Origin of the sequence: Alteromonas sp. KS69, from assembly GCF_003989595.1 — a bacterium.
GTDB classification, from domain to species: domain Bacteria; phylum Pseudomonadota; class Gammaproteobacteria; order Enterobacterales; family Alteromonadaceae; genus Alteromonas; species Alteromonas naphthalenivorans.
The window spans coordinates 137,718-162,417 of the sequence record NZ_PYHU01000008.1 but is presented as its reverse complement, the minus strand read 5'-3'; the positions used below and the strand labels follow the sequence as shown (position 1 = coordinate 162,417).

At 43.9% G+C, this 24,700-nt stretch carries 12 protein-coding genes; all 12 read left to right on the top strand.

Going from position 1 to position 24,700, the window contains the following annotated elements; genetic code table 11:
* Window positions 1–18: 18 nt before the first annotated feature.
* Complete coding sequence (gene sucA / locus C7Y69_RS07855; RefSeq protein ID WP_126872333.1) at window positions 19–2,838, top strand: 2-oxoglutarate dehydrogenase E1 component; 2,820 nt, start codon at window positions 19–21, stop codon at window positions 2,836–2,838.
* Between the two features lie 9 nt (window positions 2,839–2,847).
* Window positions 2,848–4,344, top strand: a complete 1,497-nt coding sequence (odhB, locus tag C7Y69_RS07850; protein WP_126872332.1) for a 2-oxoglutarate dehydrogenase complex dihydrolipoyllysine-residue succinyltransferase — start codon at window positions 2,848–2,850, stop codon at window positions 4,342–4,344.
* A 150-nt stretch (window positions 4,345–4,494) separates the two neighbouring features.
* Window positions 4,495–5,661 (top strand): ADP-forming succinate--CoA ligase subunit beta, encoded by a 1,167-nt coding sequence (gene sucC, locus C7Y69_RS07845; RefSeq protein WP_057791629.1) that lies wholly within the window; start codon window positions 4,495–4,497, stop codon window positions 5,659–5,661.
* Window positions 5,661–6,533: a succinate--CoA ligase subunit alpha gene (sucD, locus tag C7Y69_RS07840; protein WP_013783986.1), complete on the top strand. Its 873-nt coding sequence runs from the start codon at window positions 5,661–5,663 to the stop codon at window positions 6,531–6,533. Before sucC ends, sucD begins: the two co-directional genes overlap by 1 nt.
* 410 nt (window positions 6,534–6,943) lie before the next feature.
* Window positions 6,944–9,748, top strand: a complete 2,805-nt coding sequence (locus tag C7Y69_RS07835) for a TonB-dependent receptor (protein WP_126872331.1) — start codon at window positions 6,944–6,946, stop codon at window positions 9,746–9,748.
* A 156-nt stretch (window positions 9,749–9,904) separates the two neighbouring features.
* Entirely contained in the window at window positions 9,905–11,491 is a 1,587-nt protein-coding gene (locus C7Y69_RS07830) for a tryptophan halogenase family protein (RefSeq protein ID WP_126872330.1), read from the top strand.
* A gap of 343 nt (window positions 11,492–11,834) precedes the next feature.
* Entirely contained in the window at window positions 11,835–14,951 is a 3,117-nt protein-coding gene (locus tag C7Y69_RS07825) for a TonB-dependent receptor (RefSeq protein ID WP_126872329.1), read from the top strand.
* 86 nt (window positions 14,952–15,037) lie between these two features.
* Window positions 15,038–19,408 carry an alpha-1,6-glucosidase domain-containing protein gene (locus tag C7Y69_RS07820; RefSeq protein WP_244360225.1) on the top strand — a complete coding sequence of 1,457 codons (4,371 nt, stop codon included), beginning with the start codon at window positions 15,038–15,040 and terminating at the stop codon, window positions 19,406–19,408.
* Between the two features lie 372 nt (window positions 19,409–19,780).
* On the top strand, window positions 19,781–20,647 hold the full coding sequence (locus tag C7Y69_RS07815; protein ID WP_126872328.1) for a patatin family protein: 867 nt from the start codon (window positions 19,781–19,783) through the stop codon (window positions 20,645–20,647).
* Between the two features lie 159 nt (window positions 20,648–20,806).
* Window positions 20,807–21,322 carry an RNA methyltransferase gene (locus C7Y69_RS07810; protein WP_057791637.1) on the top strand — a complete coding sequence of 172 codons (516 nt, stop codon included), beginning with the start codon at window positions 20,807–20,809 and terminating at the stop codon, window positions 21,320–21,322.
* A 106-nt stretch (window positions 21,323–21,428) separates the two neighbouring features.
* A complete protein-coding gene (locus tag C7Y69_RS07805) occupies window positions 21,429–22,319 on the top strand; it encodes a PEP-CTERM/exosortase system-associated acyltransferase (RefSeq protein WP_256772405.1) in 891 nt (296 codons plus the stop codon).
* Between the two features lie 383 nt (window positions 22,320–22,702).
* Window positions 22,703–24,595 (top strand): alpha-amylase family protein, encoded by a 1,893-nt coding sequence (locus tag C7Y69_RS07800; protein ID WP_260563448.1) that lies wholly within the window; start codon window positions 22,703–22,705, stop codon window positions 24,593–24,595.
* The last annotated feature ends 105 nt before the right edge of the window (window positions 24,596–24,700 follow it).

Below are 24,700 nucleotides of genomic sequence, written 5' to 3'. Positions count from 1 at the left end.
CGTAGCAAGGCAAATTAAATGCAAGAAAGCGTGATGAAAGCGTGGTGGGATTCCTCGCATATGGCAGGTGCCAACGCTGCCTATGTCGAAGAATTGTACGAATCGTATATGGAAGACCCGCAGAGCGTTTCCGATACTTGGCGTCAAATCTTTGATAGCCTCCCCAAGGTCGAAGGCGTTGAACTTGAAACCAACCATACTAGTGTTAAAGATCAGTTTAGGAAGCTAGCTGCTCTAGGCCCGACAGCACGAATGTCGAGCGCACCAGTTGAAGGCACTCCGGTATCGGATGACAGGCAAGTTAAAGTGTTACAGCTTATTAACGCCTTTCGTTTCCGTGGTCACCAGCATGCCAACCTCGATCCGCTAGGATTATGGAAACAAGAGCGTGTTCGTGATTTAGAACTATCTCACCATAACCTTTCTGATAAAGATTTTGACAGTGTGTTCAACGTAGGGTCTTTTGCTATCGGCAAAGATTCAATGTCATTAGGTGAATTATTTAAATCACTTAACCGAACATATTGTGGCTCTATCGGTGCTGAGTACATGCACATTACCGATACAGACCAAAAACGCTGGTTACAGCAAAAAATTGAGTCAGTACAAGCCAAGCCTGAGTTTTCTAAAGATGAAAAACTTACCCTACTTAAAGGGCTAACGGCTGCTGACGGCATGGAAAAGTACCTTGGGTCTAAATTCCCAGGCGCCAAGCGATTCTCACTGGAAGGTGGCGACGCATTAGTTCCTATGCTTAAAAACCTAATCACTAATGCAGGTGCTGCCGGCACCAAAGAAGTGGTTATCGGAATGGCTCACCGTGGTCGTCTGAACGTACTAGTCAACGTGTTGGGTAAAAACCCATCAGTATTGTTTGATGAATTCGCCGGTAAGCATGATGATTCATTAGGCGCAGGTGATGTTAAATACCACGCTGGATTCTCATCAGATTTTGCTACGCCAGGTGGCAATGTTCACTTAGCACTTGCGTTTAACCCGTCTCACCTTGAAATTGTGAACCCAGTAGTGATGGGCTCAGTTCGTGCTCGTCTTGAACGTCGTAACGACGATACTAACACCGTACTTCCTATTACCATTCACGGTGACTCAGCGATTGCTGGGCAGGGCGTAGTTCAAGAAACCTTCAATATGTCACAAACTCGCGGTTTCGCCGTGGGCGGAACAGTACGTATTGTGGTGAACAACCAAGTTGGTTTCACAACGTCAAAAACTGAAGATACTCGTTCTACGCAATACTGTACTGATATTGCGAAAATGGTTCAGGCACCTATCTTCCACGTTAACTCTGATGACCCAGAAGCGGTTGCTTTTGTGACTCAGCTAGCCCTTGAATACCGTAATAAATTCAAGCGTGACGTTGTTATCGATTTAGTGTGTTATCGCCGTCATGGACATAACGAAGCTGATGAGCCAAACGCAACTCAGCCGCTTATGTACCAAAAAGTGAAGAAGCATCCAGTACCTCGCGCTATTTATGCCGATCAGCTTATTGCTGAAGGGGTTATTGAACAGCGTGATGCCGACCGCTATTTAGAAGAATACCGTGCAGCATTAGATCATGGTGCATGTGTAGTTGAAGAATGGCGTCCGATGACAGAGCACAGTGTAGACTGGTCTCCGTACTTAGGTCACGATTGGGATACGCCATATGATGGCGCTATCAGTGTTGAAAAACTTCAAGAACTTGGCGAAGCGTTAACAAGTTTCCCTGAAGGTCATAAACTTCAATCTCGTGTAAACAAGTTATACCAAGACCGCAAGGCCATGGTAAGCGGTGAAAAGAAACTTGATTGGGGAATGGCAGAAAATCTAGCCTACGCATCATTGGTTGATGCTGGTGAAGATATACGTATGACAGGTCAGGATTCTGGCCGTGGTACTTTCTTCCACCGTCATGCGGTATTGCATAATCAAGCTGATGGCTCAACGTACATGCCACTGCAAAATATTCGTGAAGGCCAAGGCGAGATCGAAATATACGACTCTGTGCTTTCAGAAGAAGCGGTTATGGCGTTTGAGTATGGTTACGCAACGGCAGAACCTGAGTGTTTAACTATTTGGGAAGCCCAGTTTGGTGACTTCGCGAACGGTGCACAGGTTGTATTTGACCAATTCTTGAGTTCAGGTGAAGCGAAGTGGGGCCGTTTATGTGGTCTAACCATGCTGCTTCCACACGGCTACGAAGGTCAAGGTCCTGAGCATAGCTCGGCTCGTCTTGAGCGATTCTTGCAAATGTGTGCTGATCACAACTGGCAAGTATGTGTACCTTCAACACCAGCGCAAGTGTTTAACATGCTTCGCCGTCAAGTGGTTCGCCCTATGCGTAAACCGCTTATCGTTATGTCGCCTAAATCCTTGTTGCGTCACCCGCTTGCAACCTCTTCTCTTGAAGAGTTAGCAGAAGGCAAATTCCACAACGTGATAAGCGAAATTGACGATATTAATCCGAAAGACGTTAAGCGTGTGGTGATGTGTTCAGGCAAGGTTTACTACGATTTGCTTGACCAGCGCCGTAAAAATGAACAAATAGACGTTGCAATCGTAAGATTGGAACAACTTTATCCATTCCCACAAGAAGAATGCGCTAAAGTTGTGGCACAATACAGCCACGTTACAGATTGGGTTTGGTGTCAGGAAGAACCGCAAAACCAAGGAGCTTGGTATTGCAGTCAACACCATTTCTGGCAAGCAATTCCAGATGGCGCCAAATTAACATATGCAGGTCGTGAAGCATCTTCTTCACCTGCTGTAGGTTATGTTTCCGTTCACAATCAGCAACAAAAAGCGCTGGTTGAAGACGCACTCACTATTAAATAAGGAACAATGATGACAATTGAGATAAAAGTTCCGGTCCTACCAGAGTCAGTTGCCGATGCCACCATTGCAACTTGGCACGTAAAGGCCGGCGACGCGGTAAAACGTGACCAGAACCTGGTTGACATTGAAACTGATAAAGTTGTGCTGGAAGTCGTAGCACCAGCCGACGGAACTATCGGTGAGCTTCTTAATGAAGAGGGTGCAACGGTACTAGGCGAGCAAGTTATTGCTAAATTAGAAGAGGGTGGCGCTGCGCCAGCTAAATCTGAAGCGAAAGCTGAATCTAAAAAGGAAGCAGCACCTGCAGCTAGCGGTAAAACGTCAGAAGTTAAAGTACCTGTATTACCAGAGTCGGTAGCTGATGCAACCATCGCCACATGGCATGTTGCAGTAGGCGAAGCGGTAAGCCGCGACCAAAACTTGGTTGATATTGAAACTGATAAAGTTGTTCTAGAAGTGGTAGCGCCTGCTGATGGCTCACTATCAGAAATTGTTGCCGAAGAAGGCGCAACAGTGACAGCTGAAGAAGTGATTGCTAAATTTGTTGAAGGCGCAACGTCAGGTGCAGCAGCATCTGAGTCGTCTGAAGCTGCATCTGATGATTCAGATGACAGCAGTGATGCACTTAGTCCTTCAGTACGCCGTTTATTGGCAGAAAAAGGCGTAGACGCAGCAAAAGTTAAAGGTACGGGTAAAAATGGCCGTATCACTAAAGAAGACGTAGAAAAACACCTTAAGGGTGGCAGTGCACCAGCGGCTTCAGCGCCATCTGCTGCAGCTGATACAGCTGAATTACCTACGGGTAATCGCACAGAAAAACGTGTTCCTATGACACGTCTTCGCAAAACGATTGCAACTCGCCTTCTTGAAGCTAAAAACTCTACTGCTATGCTAACTACGTTTAATGAAGTTAACATGAAGCCAATTATGGAACTTCGCAAGCAGTATCAAGAGAGCTTTGAGAAACGTCACGGTATTCGTTTAGGTTTCATGTCTTTCTACGTGAAAGCGGTAACTGAAGCACTTAAACGTTTCCCAGATGTAAATGCATCAATTGACGGTGATGACATTGTTTATCACAACTACTTCGATATCTCTATCGCAGTATCAACGCCTCGCGGTCTAGTTACGCCTATCTTAAAAGATACGGATACACTAGGTATGGCCGGTGTTGAGAAAGGAATTAAAGAATTGGCAATTAAAGGCCGTGATGGCAAATTGTCGATGGCAGACCTTCAAGGCGGTAACTTTACTATCACTAACGGTGGTGTGTTTGGTTCATTGATGTCTACGCCTATCATTAACCCGCCACAGAGCGCTATTTTGGGTATGCATAAAATCCAAGATCGTCCAATGGCTGTTAACGGTAAGGTGGAAATTCTGCCAATGATGTACCTCGCCCTGTCTTATGACCATCGTATTGTTGATGGTAAAGAGTCAGTAGGCTTCTTGGTAACAATCAAAGAGATGCTTGAAGATCCAACACGCCTTCTATTAGACGTGTAAGGCTTTCCTCTCTTGTTATTGTGTGCAGCAACGCTGCTTATATATAAGTCGCGTTACTGTCACAACGCTGATATTCGCCCTATAATATCAGTCTAATTAATCAAGTCGCGAAAGCGGCTTTTGTCTTACTAAAAATCGGATAGAAACACCATGAATTTGCATGAATACCAAGGTAAGCAGCTATTCAAAGAATACGGTCTACCTGTTTCTGAAGGATACGCAGCAGACACTCCTGAAAGTGCTGTAGAGGCCGCTAACCGCATTGGCGGTAGTGAGTGGGTAGTAAAATGTCAGGTCCACGCAGGTGGTCGCGGTAAAGCAGGTGGCGTTAAGTTAGTAAAAGATACTGACGCAATTAAAGCTTTCGCAGAAAACTGGCTTGGCAAAAATTTGGTGACTTTCCAGACTGACGAAAATGGTCAGCCTGTGAGCAAAATCCTTGTTGAAACTTGCACAGATATCGCTAACGAATTGTACCTTGGTGCAGTAGTTGACCGCACAACCCGTCGTGTTGTGTTTATGGCTTCTACTGAAGGTGGCGTTGAGATTGAAACTGTTGCTGAAGAAACACCAGAGAAAATTCTTAAAGCTGAAATCGACCCAATTGTTGGTGCTCAGCCTTACCAAGCACGCGAAATGGCGTTTAAACTTGGTCTTTCTGGCGTTCAAATCAAACAATTCACTAAGATTTTCCTTGGCCTAGCTAAGATGTTTGAAGATCTTGATGTTGCATTGATTGAAATTAACCCGCTTGTCATTAAAGAAGATGGTGACCTTCACTGTCTTGACGCTAAGCTAGCAATCGACGGCAACGCGTTATATCGCCAGCCTAAAGTTAAAGCTATGCAAGATCCTACTCAAGAAGATGCACGTGAAGCGCATGCTGCTGAGTTCGAACTTAACTATGTTGCGCTAGACGGTAACGTAGGTTGTATGGTTAACGGTGCCGGCCTAGCAATGGGTACAATGGACATCGTAAACCTACACGGTGGCAAGCCAGCTAACTTCCTTGATGTTGGTGGCGGCGCGACTAAAGAACGTGTTGCAGAAGCATTCAAAATCATCTTATCTGACGACAACGTTAAAGCTGTTTTAGTTAACATCTTCGGCGGTATCGTTCGTTGTGACATGATTGCTGAAGGTATCATTGGCGCGGTTAAAGAAGTTGGCGTTAGTGTTCCTGTTGTTGTACGTCTTGAAGGTACAAATGCAGAGCTTGGCCGTGAAGTTCTAGCGAACTCAGGTCTTGATATCATTGCTGCTGAGTCGCTAACTGATGCAGCAGAGAAAGTTGTTGCTGCTGCGGAGGGCAAATAATGTCTGTATTAATTAACAAAGATACCAAAGTAATCTGTCAAGGTTTCACTGGTGGTCAAGGTACTTTCCACTCTGAGCAAGCCATTGCTTACGGTACGCAAATGGTTGGTGGTGTTACACCAGGCAAAGGCGGCACTGAGCACCTAGGTCTTCCAGTATTCAATACAGTACGTGAAGCGGTAGAAGCAACAGGCGCAACTGCGACTGTTATCTATGTACCTGCTGCATTCTGTAAAGATTCAATCGTTGAAGCTGCTGATGCTGGCATCGAGCTTATCGTTTGTATCACTGAAGGTATTCCTACGCTAGACATGCTTTACGTTAAAGAATACGTAAATGCTAAAGGCGTTCGCATGATTGGTCCTAACTGCCCAGGTGTTATTACTCCTGGTGAGTGTAAGATTGGTATCATGCCTGGTCACATCCATAAGCCTGGTAAAGTAGGTATTGTTTCTCGCTCTGGTACGCTTACGTACGAAGCCGTTAAGCAAACTACTGACGAAGGTTTCGGCCAGTCTAGCTGTGTTGGTATCGGTGGTGACCCAATTCCTGGTTCTAACTTCATTGACATCTTACAGTTGTTCCAAGACGATCCTCAAACAGAAGCTATCGTTATGATTGGTGAAATTGGTGGTACAGCAGAAGAAGAAGCTGCTGAATTTATCAAAGCTAACGTCACTAAGCCTGTTGTTTCTTACATTGCGGGTGTTACTGCACCTGAAGGTAAGCGTATGGGTCACGCTGGTGCAATCATTGCTGGCGGTAAAGGTACAGCTGATGAGAAATTTAAAGCACTAGAAGACGCGGGCGTTAAAACCGTTCGCTCTCTTGCTGAAATCGGCAAGGCACTTCGCGAAACTACGGGTTGGTAGTTAGCAAAGCGCACGCAAGTGTTTAAGTGAAGCCCGCTAATTAGCGGGCTTTTTTGTGCCTGATTATTGATGGTCAACAGAAAATTCCTTACTAGTAATATCCCTAATTTGGCATTCGTCATCTATATTTAAAACCTTGCATAACCCCTCTTAAAAAGGCTAAGTGCCGTAACAAAATTACAACAAAAGGTCAGTTTAGCGGCGATATTGCGTAATTTTGTTGTTAAATTTCAATAATTCATGAGAGTTAATGTTAATGAGGTGTTTAATATTTTCTATGAATACGTATGCAAGCAATTGTGCAAAGCCCGTGTGCTCTATAGGATTATCAGCGACTGGATACATTGTCATTCGATTGTCATAAAAATAACAAAAAGACAACAAATCTAACTGAATGGGACACCTGTTTTATGAAACAATTTAAACCAAATCTCATCAAGGTTGCGCTGATCACTGGTGGCGTAGCTTTTGGTTGTTCGCCTACATTTGCACAAGAAACAAATTCTGAAGCAGCTGATGAAGCTAATGTTGAAGTTATTCAAGTTAGCGGTATACGTGGCAGCTTGCAGCGCGCTCAAGCAATTAAGATGGACAATACATCTATTGTTGAAGCGTTATCCGCAGAAGACATCGGTAAATTACCGGATACAAGTATTGCAGAATCTATTTCACGTTTGCCTGGTCTAGCCGGTGAGCGTAGAAACGGTCGTACAAGTGGTATTTCAGTACGTGGTTTCAACGAAAACTACGTAGGTACATCACTAAACGGTCGTGAATTATTAGGTATGGGCGACAACCGCGGCGTTGAATTCGACCTCTACCCAACTGAAATCATTTCTAGCATCGTTGTTTATAAAACAGCAGAAGCTGGCATGACCACCCAGAATATTGGTGGTTCAATTGACCTTCAAACCATTAGTCCGCTTGCAGCTAAAAGTACATTCGCTATTAATGGCTCGTATGAAAAGAATGCTGAAGATTCTCCTAACCCAGATTTTGACAACAACGGACATCGTATTTCAGTAAACTACGTTGACCAATTTGCTGACGATACTATCGGTCTTGCACTGACTGTTGCTAGCATGGAGTCACCACGTCAAGAACAACATTTCCGTGGTTGGGGCTATGCAGGCGCGAATGCTGATAATGCAGCAGCCGGTGTAGATGTGGCAGAAGGAACTACTATTTTAGGTGGTCACGACTCTTTTGCACGTTCAGCAATGTTAGAGCGTGATTCTATCGCCGCTGTAGTTGAATGGGCGCCTACTGATAAACTAAATGTTCAAGTAGATGCGCTTTATATCGACTTCGTAGAAGATGACGTTCGTCGGGGTCTTGAAGAAGGTGGTGCTGAATGGGGAACTGGCGAATATACCATTACTGGTGTTGAAAACGGTTTAGTAACATCAGGTTACTACGATGGCTTCTATTCAGTTATTCGTAATGATGCTCGTACTCAAGAAGCTGATTTAACGACGGTAGGCGTGAACGCAGAATACATCTTAAATGATAACTGGACCTTAGAGTTCGACTACTCTACCGGTAAAGTTGAAAAAGACATTATCGATGTAGAAAGTTATTCAGGCGTAGGCCGTGCAGGAATTGATGGACGTCCTATTACTGCTCGTAGCTGGGAAATGACGACTACCGGCGCGGTATATTCTGATCACCCAAGCATTGCACCTGTTGACCTTACTGATGAAAGCTTAATTCGTCTTGCAGGTCCACAAGCATGGGGCGCACCTATTATTGGCGCAGACGCACAAGATGGTTTTGTTAACCAACCAAACTATGAAGAAGACCTAGATACTTACCGCTTTGATGCAAAAGGGTACGTTGAATGGGGCGTAGTGACTGGCATGTCTGCGGGCGTTATCTACTCAGATCGTAGCAAAACCAAAGAAAACAACGGTGCATATTTAACTGCCCCTAGCTATCCTGGTGATGCGGCTATTCCAGATGTACTAGGCGTAGTACCTCTAGATTTCATCGGTATAGACGGCATTCTAGCGTATGATTCACTTGGTCTGTTCCAAAGTGGTTATTACACAGCGACTGATGCCAAGCTGGTACAAAACGATCGCTTAGGTGATAGCTATACAGTTGATGAAGAGTTGCTGACTTTCTACACTAAATTTGATTTAGAAATGGAAGTAGGTGATATCTATATTCGCGGTAACGTGGGTGTACAAGTGGTTAATGCTGACCAGCAATCTACGGGTTTCTCAACCACGTCCGATGCTGATGGCATGACAGTAGCGGTACCTGTTTCTGGCGGCGCTGATTACACAGATGTACTTCCAACACTTAACCTTTCAGCAGAAGTTGCCGAAGGTCAGTTTGTACGTTTCGCATTGGGTAAAGTCATTTCAAGACCACGTATGGACGATATGCGTCCAAATACGCAGGCGTCTTTCGCATTTAATGATAACCAAATTACCAGTACCGATCCTGAAAATGGTCCTTGGAGCGGTAGCTCAGGTAACCCTGAACTTAAGCCTCTTGAAGCTAACCAGTTAGATATCGCTTATGAGAATTACTTCTCGGATACGGGTTATGTAGCGGCATCATTCTTCTATAAAGATATTAAAAACTGGCATCGCGATACGAGCGTACTAACGGATTTCTCTGATGTGTACATTCCTGATTTACACCAAGGTTCAGAAGGGCAGACGCCTGCTACTTTCTTAGGTTCAGTCGGCAGTGTACTAGATGGTTTTGAAGGTTATGTGCGCGGTTATGAACTGCAAGGTTCATTACCAGGTGAATTGCTTCATGACTCACTTGAAGGCTTTGGCTTGTTCGCAAGTGCCACCTTCATGGAAGGTGAAGTAGACGCAGCACCAACGCAAACTGAAACCCGAATTCCAGGCTTGTCTGAAGAGTCATACAGTATGACGTTCTTTTACGAAAGCGATGGTTTCGAGTTCCGTGTTGCGGCAACTAAGCGTGATGATTACTTAACGGAAGAACGTGGTACTAGCTTGGCATTGGTAGATGCTACTAAGCAAGGCGGTACCTTGGTTGATGCCCAAATCGGTTACGACTTTAGTGAGTCTGGTATTGAGTCTTTGGAAGGCCTACGTGTTACTTTCCAAGCTCAAAACCTAACTGATGAAGATGATATTCAAGCGTCTCAGGCGGATTCTCGTCAGATTACGCAATATCAATCATACGGTACTAACTACTTGTTAGGCTTTAACTATACCTTCTAATTGTTAAGCGAAAGCAAACAGTAGAATAGATACAAGCCACCTTGTTGTTTCAGCGCTCGAAGATGTATTCAGGCGAGGAAGCAAAAGGTGGTTTTTTATTGTAAAAGTACAAGTAAACCATCTACAGTGTGGTGAAGTAAGTAGTAAGGGCTGAGTATGGCAATAGCAAATAAAACACCAGCGAGTCAACAAGCAACTGATCAACAGACAACAGATCACCATGAAGCTAAGCAAGCGCCGGTAAAACGTGTTGTTGTTGCAGGCGGCGGCACAGCAGGGTGGCTAACCGCGGCGTTGCTCAAAAAAGTCATTGGCGACGCTGTGAATATTACCTTGGTCGAATCTGAGGCTATTGGCACAGTAGGTGTAGGCGAGGCCACCATTCCGCCCATTAGACTCGTCAACCAAGTGCTGGGGATTGACGAGGCTACCTTTCTTCGCGATACCAAGGCCACCATTAAGCTGGCAATTCGCTTTGAAAACTGGAAGCAACAAGGACAACAGTACTACCATACGTTTGGTGCACCAGGCAAAAGCATGGCCTTTTGTCACTTTCATCACTTTTGGCTAAAAGCACGCCAGCAGGGTTTGAAACACGATTTATGGGAGTATGACCTTAACTACTTAGCAGCCGAGGCAGGTAAATTTGCACGTATTAACGCAAAAGACCCGGTTTTAGAGCTCCCTTTTGCTTATCATTTTGACGCTTCATTGTATGCCAAATACCTACGTAAACTCAGCGAGGGACTGGGCGTTAAACGTGTTGAAGGTAAAATCAGCTACGTATCAAGACACAAACACAGTGGGAATGTAAAAGCATTACATCTCGAAAATGGCCATGCCATTGAAGGGGACTTGTTTATTGACTGTACAGGTTTTCGAGGGCTGTTAATTAATGAAACATTGGGGGCAGGCTATGATGACTGGTCTCATTTATTGCCTTGTGACTCCGCCATTGCTGTACCTTCTGAACGCCATGAAAATACCGCACCCTTCACCCGTTCTATCGCGCACAGTGCTGGCTGGCAATGGCGAATTCCTTTACAACATCGTAATGGTAATGGTCACGTTTATAGTTCACGTTATATTAGTGATAGCCAAGCTCACGACACCTTGATGGCTAACCTTGACACCAAACCACTGGGCGATCCTAAACTCATTAAATTTACTACTGGCCGTCGTAGACAACAATGGTGTAAAAATGTGGTCGCGGTAGGGCTATCTTCTGGATTCTTAGAGCCTTTAGAGTCTACCAGTATTCACCTTATTCAATCAGCTATCGTGAGGCTAATTAAGCTTTTCCCGCATCAAGGTATCTCAGATAGTGCGGTTGAAGAATACAACGCACAATCAAAAGTAGAATTTGAACAAATACGAGATTTTCTAGTATTACATTATTGTTTAAATGAACGTGAAGACAGTGATTTTTGGCGAGATATGCGCCATTTAACCTTGCCAGATTCGTTGACTCACAAAATGGCGCTGTTCAAACAAAATGGCAATTTGGTGCGTGAGCAAAATGACCTGTTCTTAGAAAGCTCTTGGCTGCAAGTTATGTATGGACAAGGGCTAGTACCAGAAGATTATCATGGGTTAGCAAATAGCCTTTCAGATGAGAAAACGCAAGCCATGCTATCGTCGTTGTATAACATTAAGCGTGAACCAATAGCATCGCTACCCACTCATGACGCATACATTCAATCAATGATCGATAGTGCAAATAAAACGTCTGTAAGCTTTTAATCTAATTGGCCTGTGTGCTGTGATGCAAGTTACTGCGTCTTGCTGTAAATCACGATAAATCGCGCCTCGTCACTTAACATTCTTAAGCCGTCAAGTACTCAAGTCCTCCCTTAAGTTACCCTTGAGGGGGCTTTTCTCTATTTAATTTCAATATCTTACTTATCCCGTTTAAGTTAGCCCTTGCTAATATTTAATGCATTGTAAATTTAATGTAAATGAATACGTATGCATAGTGTTGCTCTCTTTTTATACAACCCGATACTATTTGTGGCAGAACCATAAGTGACGTGTTTGGGTGTGGTATTCCCGAACCGTTGATAAAAAAACAAGGAACGGGGCACCAATGAGAACATTCAAACTTAAGCCCATCATGGTGGCGTTGGTCAGCAGCGGGTTGGCATTTACTTTGCCAACATACGCTCAACAAACGCAAGAAGACACCATTGATGAAGTCAGTGAATCTGCCATAAATAGTAACAATCAATCGAGTAGCCAATTATCAGGTGAAGATATACCGGTCGACGATATATCCGAGGAAACGCTCGAACGCATAGAGGTGAGGGGGTTTAGTACTAGCCTCATACAATCACTCAACCAAAAGCGTTTTTCTGACACGGTGTCAGAACAAATTTCTGCTGATGATTTGGGCGGTTTGCCTGATGTATCTATGGCAGATGCGCTTACCCGATTGCCAGGTATATCTGCAGTTCGTACAGGGGGCCAAGCGGCCGAGATTAACATTCGTGGTTTAGCGGGTGACTTTGTGTTCTCTACATTAAATGGACGTGAGCAAGTGTCTACCAGTGGAAGCAGAGCCATTGAGTTCGACCAGTACCCCTCAGAGTTAATCACCGAAGCGAGTGTATATAAATCGCCTAAAGCATCACTCATTGAAGGGGGGATCGCTGGAACGGTAGAACTCAAGACAGCAAGCCCGTTAGTCATGGAGGAGCAGCATAAGTTCAGTGCCAATATGCGTGGCATGTATAACGACCGAGCCAGTGAGATATCGGATGCGAGTGAATTTGGTCATCGATTGAGCTTTTCCTATCAAGGAAAGTTTATGGACGACACCGTCGGTTTATCCCTAGGTTATGCACGCTTATTCCAACCCAGTGTTTCTACTCAGTTTGTGGGTTTAGCGTATAACGGGGCTGTTGATGTAGATGGTATTGAAGGTGATAACGACAGAGCTGGCACCGACTGCCCAGAATGTGAGCTTATTTCTGAAGGCTTTGAGATTCAACATAAAGGTGGCGAGCAAACTCGCGACGGTTACGTTGCAGCCATAGAGTGGGCACCATTAGAAAATTTCACCTTAAAAGCCGATGCGTTTATCTCTAAGTTCGATTCAGAAGAATTTGCCCGTGGGTATCGAGTCAAGCTAGGGGGGATAACGGCAGGCATCACGAACCCTGTTATTGTAAACAATAGTGTGATTGGTGGCACTTTCTCACGAACAGACAGTAGCTTTACTCGAGTTGAGTTAGTTAACGACGACAACCAAGATTTCGATAGCGTTGAAAACGTTGGTATTAACGCAGATTGGGAAATTAGTGCTGACTTATCGGTGCAATTTGATGTGTCTCGTTCCACCGCGAAAAGTGATTTCCGTAATGGCTTGTTGTGGTCTTTAGTCAGTGAAGATGCTAACGCTGTCAGCCCAGTGTTTGATGAGAACGTTCAAATCTCGTATTTGTTGAATGGCAACAACCTTCCTGATTTAGCCTTTAATCAAGCAGATGCATTTTCCGATATCGATAGGGTGATGGTCAGTAAATACGGCATTTATCCATTTGTTAACAAAGACGAGCTTGATGCTTATAAGGTAGATTTTCAATATTTTGTCGATATGCCCATCGTGACTGGATTGGAGTTTGGCTATCGCTATTCCGATAGAGAGTACAGTAACGATCGTTCGGTATTTGAATACGGAAACGACAGTGCGTTTTCTGCAAGTGAGCCACCGCTGCGTTTAACGGATGATATGGTAGAGCAAGTTGATTGGGCTGGCGATTTTAGCTATTTCCCAAGCTATTTGTCGGTAGATTTAAACAGTGCGCTTAATGCATGGTTTCCAAGTGGCTATCCTCAACCAGTACAAACCTGGGGAGCAGGGGCCGCTGGCGTGATTAATGGCCCAGGTACAGGGCCATCTACCTCTTGGACTATGCAGGAAAGTGGGCAGGTATTTGAAACCGTAAACTCTGCTTATTTGATGGCAGGACTCAATACTGAGATTGCGGGTATGCCTGTAACCGGAAATGTGGGTGTTCGTTACGTAAAAACAAAACAAAGCTCTACCACTTACCAGCGTGCCACATCGTTAATTACCGATCCAGAAACCGGTGTCACAGTTGAAGTCAGCGATCCCACCGCTGGCGCGCAAAACATTACCGACGATGCCGGCCTTATTAACAACTTTTATCGCTTCACAACGCTTACTCATGAATACGATGATGTGTTGCCGTCTATCAACCTAAATTTTGCGCTGACAGATAATACGCAACTAAGAGTAGCCGCAGCAAAAGTGATGGGCCGTGCGCCTATTAATAGATTTGCGGCAAATGCTTCTACCACCGTTGAAACGGTAACCGCTGTACAGGATAGAGACTCCGGGGAAGTGACCTTGTCGCAACCTACCGCCAAGGTAAACGGTAACGCAACAAATAGCCCTTACCTAGAACCTTTTTATGCCACTCAATACGATATTTCATGGGAATACTATTTTGAGGATACCGAAGGGGCGTTAATACTGGCGGCATTTTACAAAGACATAGAATCTTTTATTGAAGAAATTAACATAGAACCTTATGACTTTAGTGGCAACGGCATTGTGGTTCCAGCGTCGGTTCAGGTTCCTGTGTATCTTGAACCTGAATTTGTAGGGCAAGAGGCTGAGTTGTCACGGGATGCTGATGGCAACCCTATTTTTGTTACCGTGCCTACAGAAAATGGCAGCTATAGCACGGCGGTGAATAACGCTGAAGGTGGCTATATTCGGGGTGTTGAAATTGCCTACACTGAAATTTATAGCATGTTGCCAAGTTTCTGGTCTGGTTTAGGGGTAACCGCGAGTTACTCATACACGGAAAGTGAAATTCAACGTACGCTGAGTAGTTCGGTGTATTCGGATAGCTTGCCTGGCTTATCTGAAAATGTGGCCACGGTAACGCTATTTTGGGAATACGATGGGTTTGAAACCCGCTTATCTGGGCGTTATCGCGATTTCTTTGTGTCTGAGCAAGTAGCTGTAAACGATCAAACCGTAAATTTTGATTCTGAACTGGTTGTCGATTACCAAGCGTCCTATGAAATTAACGACAATTGGAGCGTATTGTTTCAAGTTAACAACGTTACTGACGAACCTACCAAAAGCTATTTCACCTCTTCTGAACAAACCGGCACCATTCAGTTTTTCGGAACGCAGTATTACTTGGGGATGACATATCAATTATGAGCATTTTACCTATCTGCCAGAAACTGAAACCAAAGGCTATCGCTGCCAATACTGCGTTTATGAAAAAGAAAAATTTGGAGTTATCCATGTTAACAAAACCCTTATCAGCGCCAATGTCAACGCCAATGCTGAAGGCCTGGCGCATTGCGGCGCTTATCCTAACGGCGCTCTTTATAGTAGGTTGTGGGGGCTCAGGTGTTGAGTCTGGCTCGAACAATTTACTGACTTGTAATGTACCAAACGTACCTAATGCAGACGGCACAGCGTGCGTAGCACCACCGCCTATTCAATGTGATGCACCCACGGTGCCTAATGAAACTAATGATGCGTGTGTAGTTGGCGCCGATCCGAGTTTGCCTCTACCGGTATTTTTCCCTGCCGATAATCAAGCAGTTTTATACTACAACCGCGCGGCAGTTGATGCTGATAATTCCACAAACGACCCCGCGTACGAGGGCTGGCGTTTGCATACATGGAACAATGATGAATGCGACGCTTATGCCGATGCAGATACTGACTGGGCCAATGGACGTCAACATACGGGTATCGACCCTAATTATGGTGCGTATTGGATATTAGATTTAAAAGACAATTTTGATAACTGCCACAATTTTATCATTCACTTAGGCACTGACGATGCCGGTAAAGAGCTGGGCGGTTCAGACTTTCAAGCTTCGCTAGTTCAAGATGACGAAACGTACGTGCGTATGAACTTTACGTTGTCAGGGGAGCCCACGTTGTTTGAATACCCCATTATGTCTCTTGGGCCACAGCCTGTAGATATAGAAGGTTTTAGTGCACATTGGTTAGATGCTAATACGATATTGTGGGATGTGGCTGATACCGTATCTACCGTGAAGCTTCACTATTCGGCGAATGCTGACTTAGAGAGTTCACTGGAAGATGGTATCAACGGCACCTCAATAACGTTAATGCCTGCCACGTTAGATGAAAACCAAACAGCTGAAGCAGAAAACTTGGCGGCACTTCAGGCTTGGGAAGGAGACTGGAGCCTAGAGGATGCTAAGACTGTCTTAACCACTCAAGCGGTAGTGGGTGGGTATGACAGTGACGGGGTGCTAATAGCAGCAACAGGCTTACAAAACGCAAAGGTTATTGATGCTATCTTCACCGCAGGTGATGAAGATGCAAACGAAGCAAGTTTAGGTGCCGTGTATTCTGACACGGGTATTGCTGTATCGGTATGGGCCCCCACAGCGCAAAATGTAGATTTACTAACTTACAATGACAATAAAACCCTGACGAGTCGCTATACGATGACCCACGACACTAATACAGGTATCTGGCAATTTGAAGGCGATATGTCGTTAGATAGACAACTTTATCGCTATGAAGTCACGGTTTTTCATCCGCAAACGGGGGCGGTAGAAGTACTTGAAGTTACTGACCCTTATTCGGTAAGCCTTAGCACCAATGGCCGCTTCTCTCGCTTTGTAAACTTATCAGATGACGATTTAAAACCAGAAGGGTGGGATACTCAGAATATTCCTACGTTAGAAAACCCTGAAGATGCGATTATTTATGAGGGCCATGTTCGTGATTTCAGTATTCGCGATATGTCTACAAGCGAAGCAAATCGTGGTAAGTACTTAGCCTTTACCGAGCAAAACACGGCGCCTGTTTTACATCTACAAAAATTGGTTGAGGCAGGCTTAACCTACTTCCATGTGCTGCCCGCGAACGATATTGCCACCATTGATGAAGACCCGACTAAGACTATTGGTTTATTCGACACGGTTGCAGACTTATGTCGCCTTAACGCGGAAGCCGTGGTTTGTGAAGAAGAGAACAGTGCCACATTACTTATTGATGTATATAACAGCTACGACCCTCTCGCTGAAGCAGCGAAAGCACAGCAGCTCACAAGTGACATGCGTGCTATTGATGGTTTCAACTGGGGTTACGATCCACATCATTTCAACGCACCAGAAGGTAGCTATGCATCAAATGCAGAAGGTGTAGAACGAATTGTCGAAATGCGGGCAATGATTCAAGCTCTTCATGAAATGGGGCTTCGTGTTGCGTTAGATGTGGTATACAACCATACCAATGCTTCTGGCGTTTTTGCGAAATCTGTACTGGATAAGGTTGTACCTGGCTATTTCCATCGCTATGAAATCGACACCGGCGATATTGTTCGCGAAACCTGCTGTGATGATACGGAACCGCGTAACGTAATGATGGAAAAATTAATGCTGGATTCACTACTTATGTGGACCGAGCATTACAAATACGATGCCTTTCGTTTTGACATCATGAGCCAGGCCTCTAAAGAGACGATGTTGCAATTGCGCAACAGCGTGCAAGCATTAGATGAAGATAATTACTTCTACGGTGAGGGCTGGACACGCATCGACAGAGGTTACGAACAAGCGAACCAGCTGAATATGGCCGGTACGCAAATAGGCACGTACAACGATAGAATTCGTGAAGCTATTCGCCAAGGTAATATCTTTTCACCTGAGTCTGACGCGCTGTTAAGCGACCAAGACAAAGTGAAAATGAGCATGATAGGCACACTGCAAGACTATGTGCTTGAAACCTCGGCAGGCGTAGCTAGCAATACCAGTAACCTAGGTGGTTACGCATTAGACCCAGCCGACATTATTAATTATGTATCTAAACATGATAATGAAACCTTATGGGATCAGCTGAACTATACATTACCAATGGACATTTCGTTGAGTGAGCGCGTACGTGCACAAAACGTAGCTATCGGTATTCCGCTTGTGTCGCAAGGTATTCCATTCTTACAGATGGGCGGTGATTTACTGCGATCTAAGTCTATGGACAGAAACACCTATGACGCAGGCGATTGGTTCAATTTCGTTGATTTTACCTATGAAACCAATAACTGGAACGTGGGTTTACCGTTAGCTGAAGACAATGAAGTTCGTTGGGAAGAAATGGGTGAGTTTATTTATAGCCCAGAACGTGATGCATCTATGGCCGACATCATATTTGCGTCAGATGCATTTAACGAGTTGCTGGCCATTCGTACGGAAAGTCCGTTATTTCGTTTAACCACCGCTGACGACATCATCGACCGTATCGGCTTTCATAATATTGGTTCAAACCAGCAAAAAGGTTTGATAGCCATGAGCATTGATGACGGTGTTGCTTCTGACGCTGACACTGACGGAGAAGCCCGCGCCGATCTTGATATGCAAAATGATGCCATTGTTGTGCTAGTAAATACGGGGTACGAAACGAAATCCATTAGTATTAATACCGCAACCGGGTTTTCATTACATGCACTGCAAATGAACTCAAGTGATGAAGCGGTTCGAGGGGCAACGTTTAACGAAGCAGAAGACGGGAATGGTATTTTCACCGTTCCAGCACTGACTATTGCTGTATTTGTGAAGCCGCAATCAGGGGTACAAGGTTATGGGTTATCGGCCTACGCAACTTCTGGTGCGCCGGATGTTGTGCCTTATGGCGATACTACGCCTTACCTTCGCGGTGATATGAATGGTTGGACAACTGATAACCCATTCATCTACAAAGGTGATGGTGTATATGAAGTGGCCGTTACCCTAGAAGGTTCAACCACTTACGGCTTTAAATTTGCTTCAGAGGATTGGGAAACGGTTAACTTTGGTGCTGCAGAAGGTGATGATGCTGCGCTTGTGGAAACTGAGCCTAAAGTGTTGGCTAGGACCAACAATAACTTAGCATTCACGCCGGCAATAAGCGCTACTTATCTGTTTACCATTGATGCCTCGGATGCAGAGTCTCCAGTACTCAGTATTGTAAACGAGGAGCCCTATGTTGGAACGCCAGTGTATATTCGAGGTGCACTGAACGATTGGGGCACTAACGACGAACTTGAGTATCAAGGGGGGCGTATCTATAAAGTGACAATGGATATAGAACCAGGTAGTTATGAATTCAAAGTCGCTTCTGAAGATTGGGATACGGTTAACTTTGGCGCATTAAGTGCTGATGATGCAGATAGAAATGTGAACGTTGGCCAAACAACGGCCTTAGCAAGAACAAACGATAACCTGCTTCTGACCATTGAAGAAGCTGACCGCTATGTATTTGTTTTTGATGTGAATGACGAAAACAATTCAACCATAGGTGTTTACAAAGAAGCCTATTTTGGTGACACTGAAGTGTACGTTCGTGGCGGGATGAATGGGTGGGGAACCACTGACCTATTTACCTATCAGGGTGAAGGCGAATATACGGTAGACATTGAGCTCAGCATAGGAAGTGCAGAATTCAAAGTGGCATCAGAAGATTGGAATACCGTTAACCTGGGTAACCCAAATGATGCGGTATCTAACCTTGTGACCCCTGATCAACCAAAAGTGTTGGCATTTAGCAACAATAATCTTGTTATTGAAGTATCTGAAGCGGGGCTATACGAATTTAAAGTATCTGGCCCCAATGGTCAGTCTCCTACGCTTACTGTTAGCCCTAAATAACCGTTAGCGTTAAATGAGAAACTAAGGCCGTGGATTTTCACGGCTTTTTTCATTTCTTTGAACAGTTTTTCCCATTAAACCAATCAATTTTTTCCGCAATTTTTTTTTCGAAATTCCGTCAGAATAAAAAACTCACACTATTGGAACATACTTTGCTTTATTCAACCTATGTAGTAGATAATCGCCTTACACCATTTCAACATAATAAAAGTGCATGATTATGCACAATGACATGTTAGCAATAGGTGTGGATGATGATAGGTATCATTGAGTGACATTGTTTTCCTGAGCTTTCTAAAGGGCTAGGGGAGCTCCAATAGAAGGATTTAATTAAGCAGTAATTCATATATTGCTTTAACGGAGATTGAGACAATGAAATCAGCTTTAGTGGTAGAAGGTGGTGCGATGCGCGGCGTTTTTGCAGCCGGCGTATTGGATAAGTTCATGGAACAAAATTACTATCCTTTCGATTTCGCGATAGGGGTATCGGCCGGGGCAACCAACCTTTCAACCTATGTTGCTAGAATGCCAGGTCTTAGCAAGACTATCATCACGCAGTACGCCACTAAATGTGAGTTTTTTAGCCCAATGCGGTTTATAAAGGGTGGGCATATGACTGATGTACATTGGTTATGGCACCATTCTAAGAAGTCTCTGGGTATACCAGCGCCTGGTGAAGAAGCAGCAATGCCATTGTATGTAGGGATCACCAGTGTTGAGTCAGGTGAATGTGAATACATACAAGCAACGGAAGAAAATGTTGATGCGTTGATGGTAGCATCTTGTGCAATTCCAACTGCGTTTAGAGAACAACCCGTAATAAATGGCAAGCGCTATGTTGATGGTGGTGTAGCTGATGCTATACCGGTGAGAAAAGCTTATGAGATGGGGGCTCGTGATATTACTGTGGTGCTCTCTCAACCTAAGGGCTTTACAAAACCCACAGTTAAGACAGCGTGGCTATTAGAAAAAATGTATGGCGCTCAACCGGCTTTACTAGATAAGATGACAAAAAGATCAAATATTTATAATGAAACATTGAATTTTTTGTTAGATCCGCCGTCTGACTGCACGATTACTGTCATAGCGCCTGATGAAGCGTTTTGCGTTAAGCGTTTAACAATGGATAAAAAGAAATTACTGCGTGGCTACGGGCAGGGAAGACGAATGGCAAGACGAGTGATATCGAAGTCGAAAGTAGAAGCGCAAAGTACGCAAGGTAATAAAACCGTCGCGTAATTAAACTAAAGTATAACAATAATGCGCAATACCGAACTAATGAATAAACTAGAATGGCGAGTCATAGCAATAGCTAAGTGGCAGTATTAAAAGGCTATTGCGAAGCAAAATAGCAAAATAGCAAAATAATAAAATAACAGAATAATAAAAAGAGGTCGTGTGAGTTCCCTTTCGCTATCAAAGCAAACCGTAAGTATCGGATTAGTGAATCCGAAAAACCCCGTAAATGTCGCCTCTATCTTACGAGCTGCAGGCTGCTACGGAGTATCAAGTGTGTTTTACACTGGGTACAGATACCGTATTGCAAAGAACTTTAATGCTGATACGAAGGCTTTTCATAAAAAGATCCCAACTATCGGCGTTGATGACTTAAAAGAGGTCGTGCCCGAAAATGCAAGTGTAGTAGCCATAGAGCTAGTAGAAGGCGCGTTACCTTTACCAGAATTCAAACATCCTGAAAATGCAATGTACATTTTCGGACCAGAAGATGGCAGTTTAGATAAAAGCGTACTTGAGTGGTGTGACCATGTTGTTTACATACCTACGTACTCGTGTATGAATCTAGCTGCTACCGCAAACGTCGTACTTTACGATCGTTTAGCAAAATCAGAGTATATCTCAGGTAATAGCCTCATACGTGAGAGCCGGGATAATAATAATCAATCAAAACTATAAATCGGTTTGAATCGTTGTATTCGAGAGTGAAATTGTGTGTGAGCACAAGGTGAACTTTTGTCATTCTTTTCAAACTGGGCCTGCTAAATCTATAGAGGACCAAAAATTGAAAAAACGTGTCGCTACTTCGCTAAATAAGTTAAAAACAATTCATAGCCATATTTCTTCTAATTTGAAGAAATTGAGAAACAAAAGAAAGAAAAAACAGATGGATGAACTATCGAGTTTTTTCTTTAGTCGTTACTCACTTGTGGTAGCACAAAACAATGAAGACCGAGAGACATGTTTCAGCACAAGACACGAAGTTTATTGTGAAGAAATGAACTTCGAAAAAGAGCGCTCTACGGGATTAGAAGTCGACAGATATGACGATTACTCTGTTAACTGTTATATCAAACATTTACCTACAGGGGATTGTGCAGGAACGATTCGTATCATTATGCCTGCTATTCGCCACCAAGCCTTACCGCTAGAAGAAAAGTGTATTCACGCTATTGAAGACAAAGCTTTAGTGCCCGCTCAGCTTGGCAGAACTTCAATCTGTGAAATTTCTCGTTTAGCTATTCCAAAGTCTTTTAGAGTTCGCCAACTCAAAGCAAAAGCACCATTCAAGCCTTCGGGTAAACAAAAAGTAAGCGAAGCGGAAAAAGTGCTACTTGAAAATATTCCATATTTGTCTTTAGCGCTCTACTTTGTAGCTTTGAGTATATGTGTTGAGCAGGACATTGAGTTCGGGTATGTATTAATGGAACCTAAGTTGGCACGTCGACTAAAAATGTTCGGGTTTAATTTTGAACGTCTGGGCGATCCAATCGATTATAACGGCTTGCGAGCTGTGTATCGTATTCGTACTAAAACAATCGAACAGGAAATCACCCCCGCGCTGCGTAGTTTTTTATTGAGAATCAGGAATGATCTTGCCGGTAGCTTAACTGAAAATATGTTTGGTGCCACCATGAAAGCAGAAGAAGAATTTACTGCGAGTAAAGCGGCATAGTATTAATATTATATTGCGCGTTTATTTCTATAAAGACGACTAAGATTTTACAGATTTAAGGACAAATTGAAGAACAAGGGAAACGGAACAAGGCAATGACATCGTATTAATTTAGTATTGAATACGTATGGAATTGTTTTAACATTCCCTTAACGAGTATGCTATTAGCAACCCAATGCAAAGGTATGCTTGTAGTGTTAAATATCGAAAAGACAAATCACCTTCATGTGGTGAAAAGTGTAGCAGACAAAGCGGCACAAACTCCTTCCCAAAGCGTTTACAAAAACGAAACAAAAAACTCAGCGGTTAAGAAATTGACGGTAGTGATTTTATCACTAGGCCTCTTATCCTGTATCGCTTATCCACAGTCAGGAGTGGATCTTATGCAAAATGAGAGCGCGAATAACCCAAACACAGAATTTACCACCAATTCTGGCAAGCCTGTGGTATATCAAGTATTTACTCGATTGTTCGGGAATACGAATACCACCAATAAACCGTGGGGGACACTGAAAGAAAATGGTGTGGGGAAATTTAGTGACTTCACGCCACAGGCCCTTCAAAGTATAAAAGCGTTAGGTACCACTCATATTTGGTATACCGGTGTTCCGCATCATGCCTTAGCTACCAGCTACCTCAAAATTGGAATTACTGACGATGATCCCGATGTGATTAAAGGGCGTGCTGGCTCGCCTTATGCGGTTAAAGATTATTATAACGTTAATCCTGATTTAGCAGATAACCCCGCTAACCGATTACAAGAATTCGAAGCGCTTATCCAGCGTACTCATCAGCACGATATGAAAGTGGTTATCGATATAGTGCCTAACCATGTAGCGCGCCGTTACCATTCGTTTTCGTCACGCCATGATAACTTTGGTGCTAACGACGATACGTCAAAAACATATTCTCGAAACAATAATTTCTATTACATACCCAATACACCATTTGTATTGCCCGAGGGCGTTGCAGATACTGTTTTAGGGAGCGCAGTTACTGGAAAGAAGCATCATCATTTGGTTGACGGAACATTTGATGAATTTCCGGCTAAATGGACGGGCAATGGCAGTCGAGCACCACAGCCCGATATTAACGACTGGTATGAAACCGTTAAGATTAATTATGGCGTAAAACCCGACGGTAGCTACGACTTTCCAAAGCTACCAGAAGCCTATCGAAATATGTCTGTAGAAGAACATGCGGTTTTTTGGGCTGATAAATCGTTACCTGATTCGTGGTACAAATTCAGAGACATCGCCATTTACTGGCTAGATAAAGGCGTTGATGGTTTTCGGTTCGACATGGCTGAAATGGTGCCAGTCGAATTCTGGTCATTTTTAAACAGTACCATTAAGCAAAGAAACCCTGAGGCGTTTCTACTAGCGGAAGTTTATCAACCTGATAAATACCGAGATTACATTCAGCTAGGAAAGATGGATTACCTATACGATAAAGTAGGCTTTTATGACACCTTGAAGTCAATTGTTCGAGGTGAAGGTAAAGTGAGTGAATTGGTCAGCACTACCCAAGACGTTGCAGACATATCTTCACACGTGCTCAATTTTCTAGAAAATCATGATGAACAACGCATTCCAAGCGCTGATTTTGCGGGCAGTGCGAAGCAGGGCAAACCAGCGTTAACCGTAAGTGCGTTAATAAACACCGCCCCTTTCTTACTGTATTTCGGTCAAGATGTAGGAGAGGATGGCAGTGAAGACATGGGATTTGGTAGTCCTACCCGTACCACTATATTCGATTATGCTGGCGTACCCGCTCATCAACGCTGGATGAATATGGGGAAATTTGATGGTGGCCAGTCAACAGCTGAAGAAATATCCTTACGTCGCTTCTATGAAAATGTGATGCAAATTGCATCTAACAATAAAGCCATCGGTGGTGATTTTGTGAGTTTGCATCAAGCTAATCTCAACCAAGCTGTGCGCGAAGGTAACAGTTATGAAAAACTGCAACGTGCGCGCCCTCGTGGTTATACTGAGCAACAGTTTGCCTTTATCAGGCATGCTGAAAATAACGCGATATTAGTCATAGCCAATTTTTCAAAAGAAGCCACAGGGGAGTTTACACTTACGATCCCCTCCGGCGATATGACGGAAATAAACGCACTAGCCAGGCGCTTCAATAGCACGAAGCCCATCAGCGTAAAGGCGCTGCTGCCTCATGAAGATGCCACTATGACAGCTACTGACAATGGGCTTGAAATTACAATTAGCTTAGCGGGCCTAGAAAGTAAGGTATTTGATTTGGTTCCTGATTAATTCAAATATGGTTTTCTATTATTATTCCAATGCTTAATGGAATTGAAAGAAGTTATCGAGTGGGCACTTTTTCGACGCATGCCCCGTTATGAAATTCGCTGGCCG

Bases quoted from the DNA above. Each gene is read 5' to 3' on its own strand.
- sucA (WP_126872333.1), top strand. From the start codon at position 19: ATGCAAGAAAGCGTGATGAAAGCGTGGTGGGATTCCTCGCATATGGCA.
- odhB (WP_126872332.1), top strand. From the start codon at position 2,848: ATGACAATTGAGATAAAAGTTCCGGTCCTACCAGAGTCAGTTGCCGAT.
- sucC (WP_057791629.1), top strand. From the start codon at position 4,495: ATGAATTTGCATGAATACCAAGGTAAGCAGCTATTCAAAGAATACGGT.
- sucD (WP_013783986.1), top strand. From the start codon at position 5,661: ATGTCTGTATTAATTAACAAAGATACCAAAGTAATCTGTCAAGGTTTC.
- C7Y69_RS07835 (WP_126872331.1), top strand. From the start codon at position 6,944: ATGAAACAATTTAAACCAAATCTCATCAAGGTTGCGCTGATCACTGGT.
- C7Y69_RS07830 (WP_126872330.1), top strand. From the start codon at position 9,905: ATGGCAATAGCAAATAAAACACCAGCGAGTCAACAAGCAACTGATCAA.
- C7Y69_RS07825 (WP_126872329.1), top strand. From the start codon at position 11,835: ATGAGAACATTCAAACTTAAGCCCATCATGGTGGCGTTGGTCAGCAGC.
- C7Y69_RS07820 (WP_244360225.1), top strand. From the start codon at position 15,038: ATGTTAACAAAACCCTTATCAGCGCCAATGTCAACGCCAATGCTGAAG.
- C7Y69_RS07815 (WP_126872328.1), top strand. From the start codon at position 19,781: ATGAAATCAGCTTTAGTGGTAGAAGGTGGTGCGATGCGCGGCGTTTTT.
- C7Y69_RS07800 (WP_260563448.1), top strand. From the start codon at position 22,703: ATGCAAAATGAGAGCGCGAATAACCCAAACACAGAATTTACCACCAAT.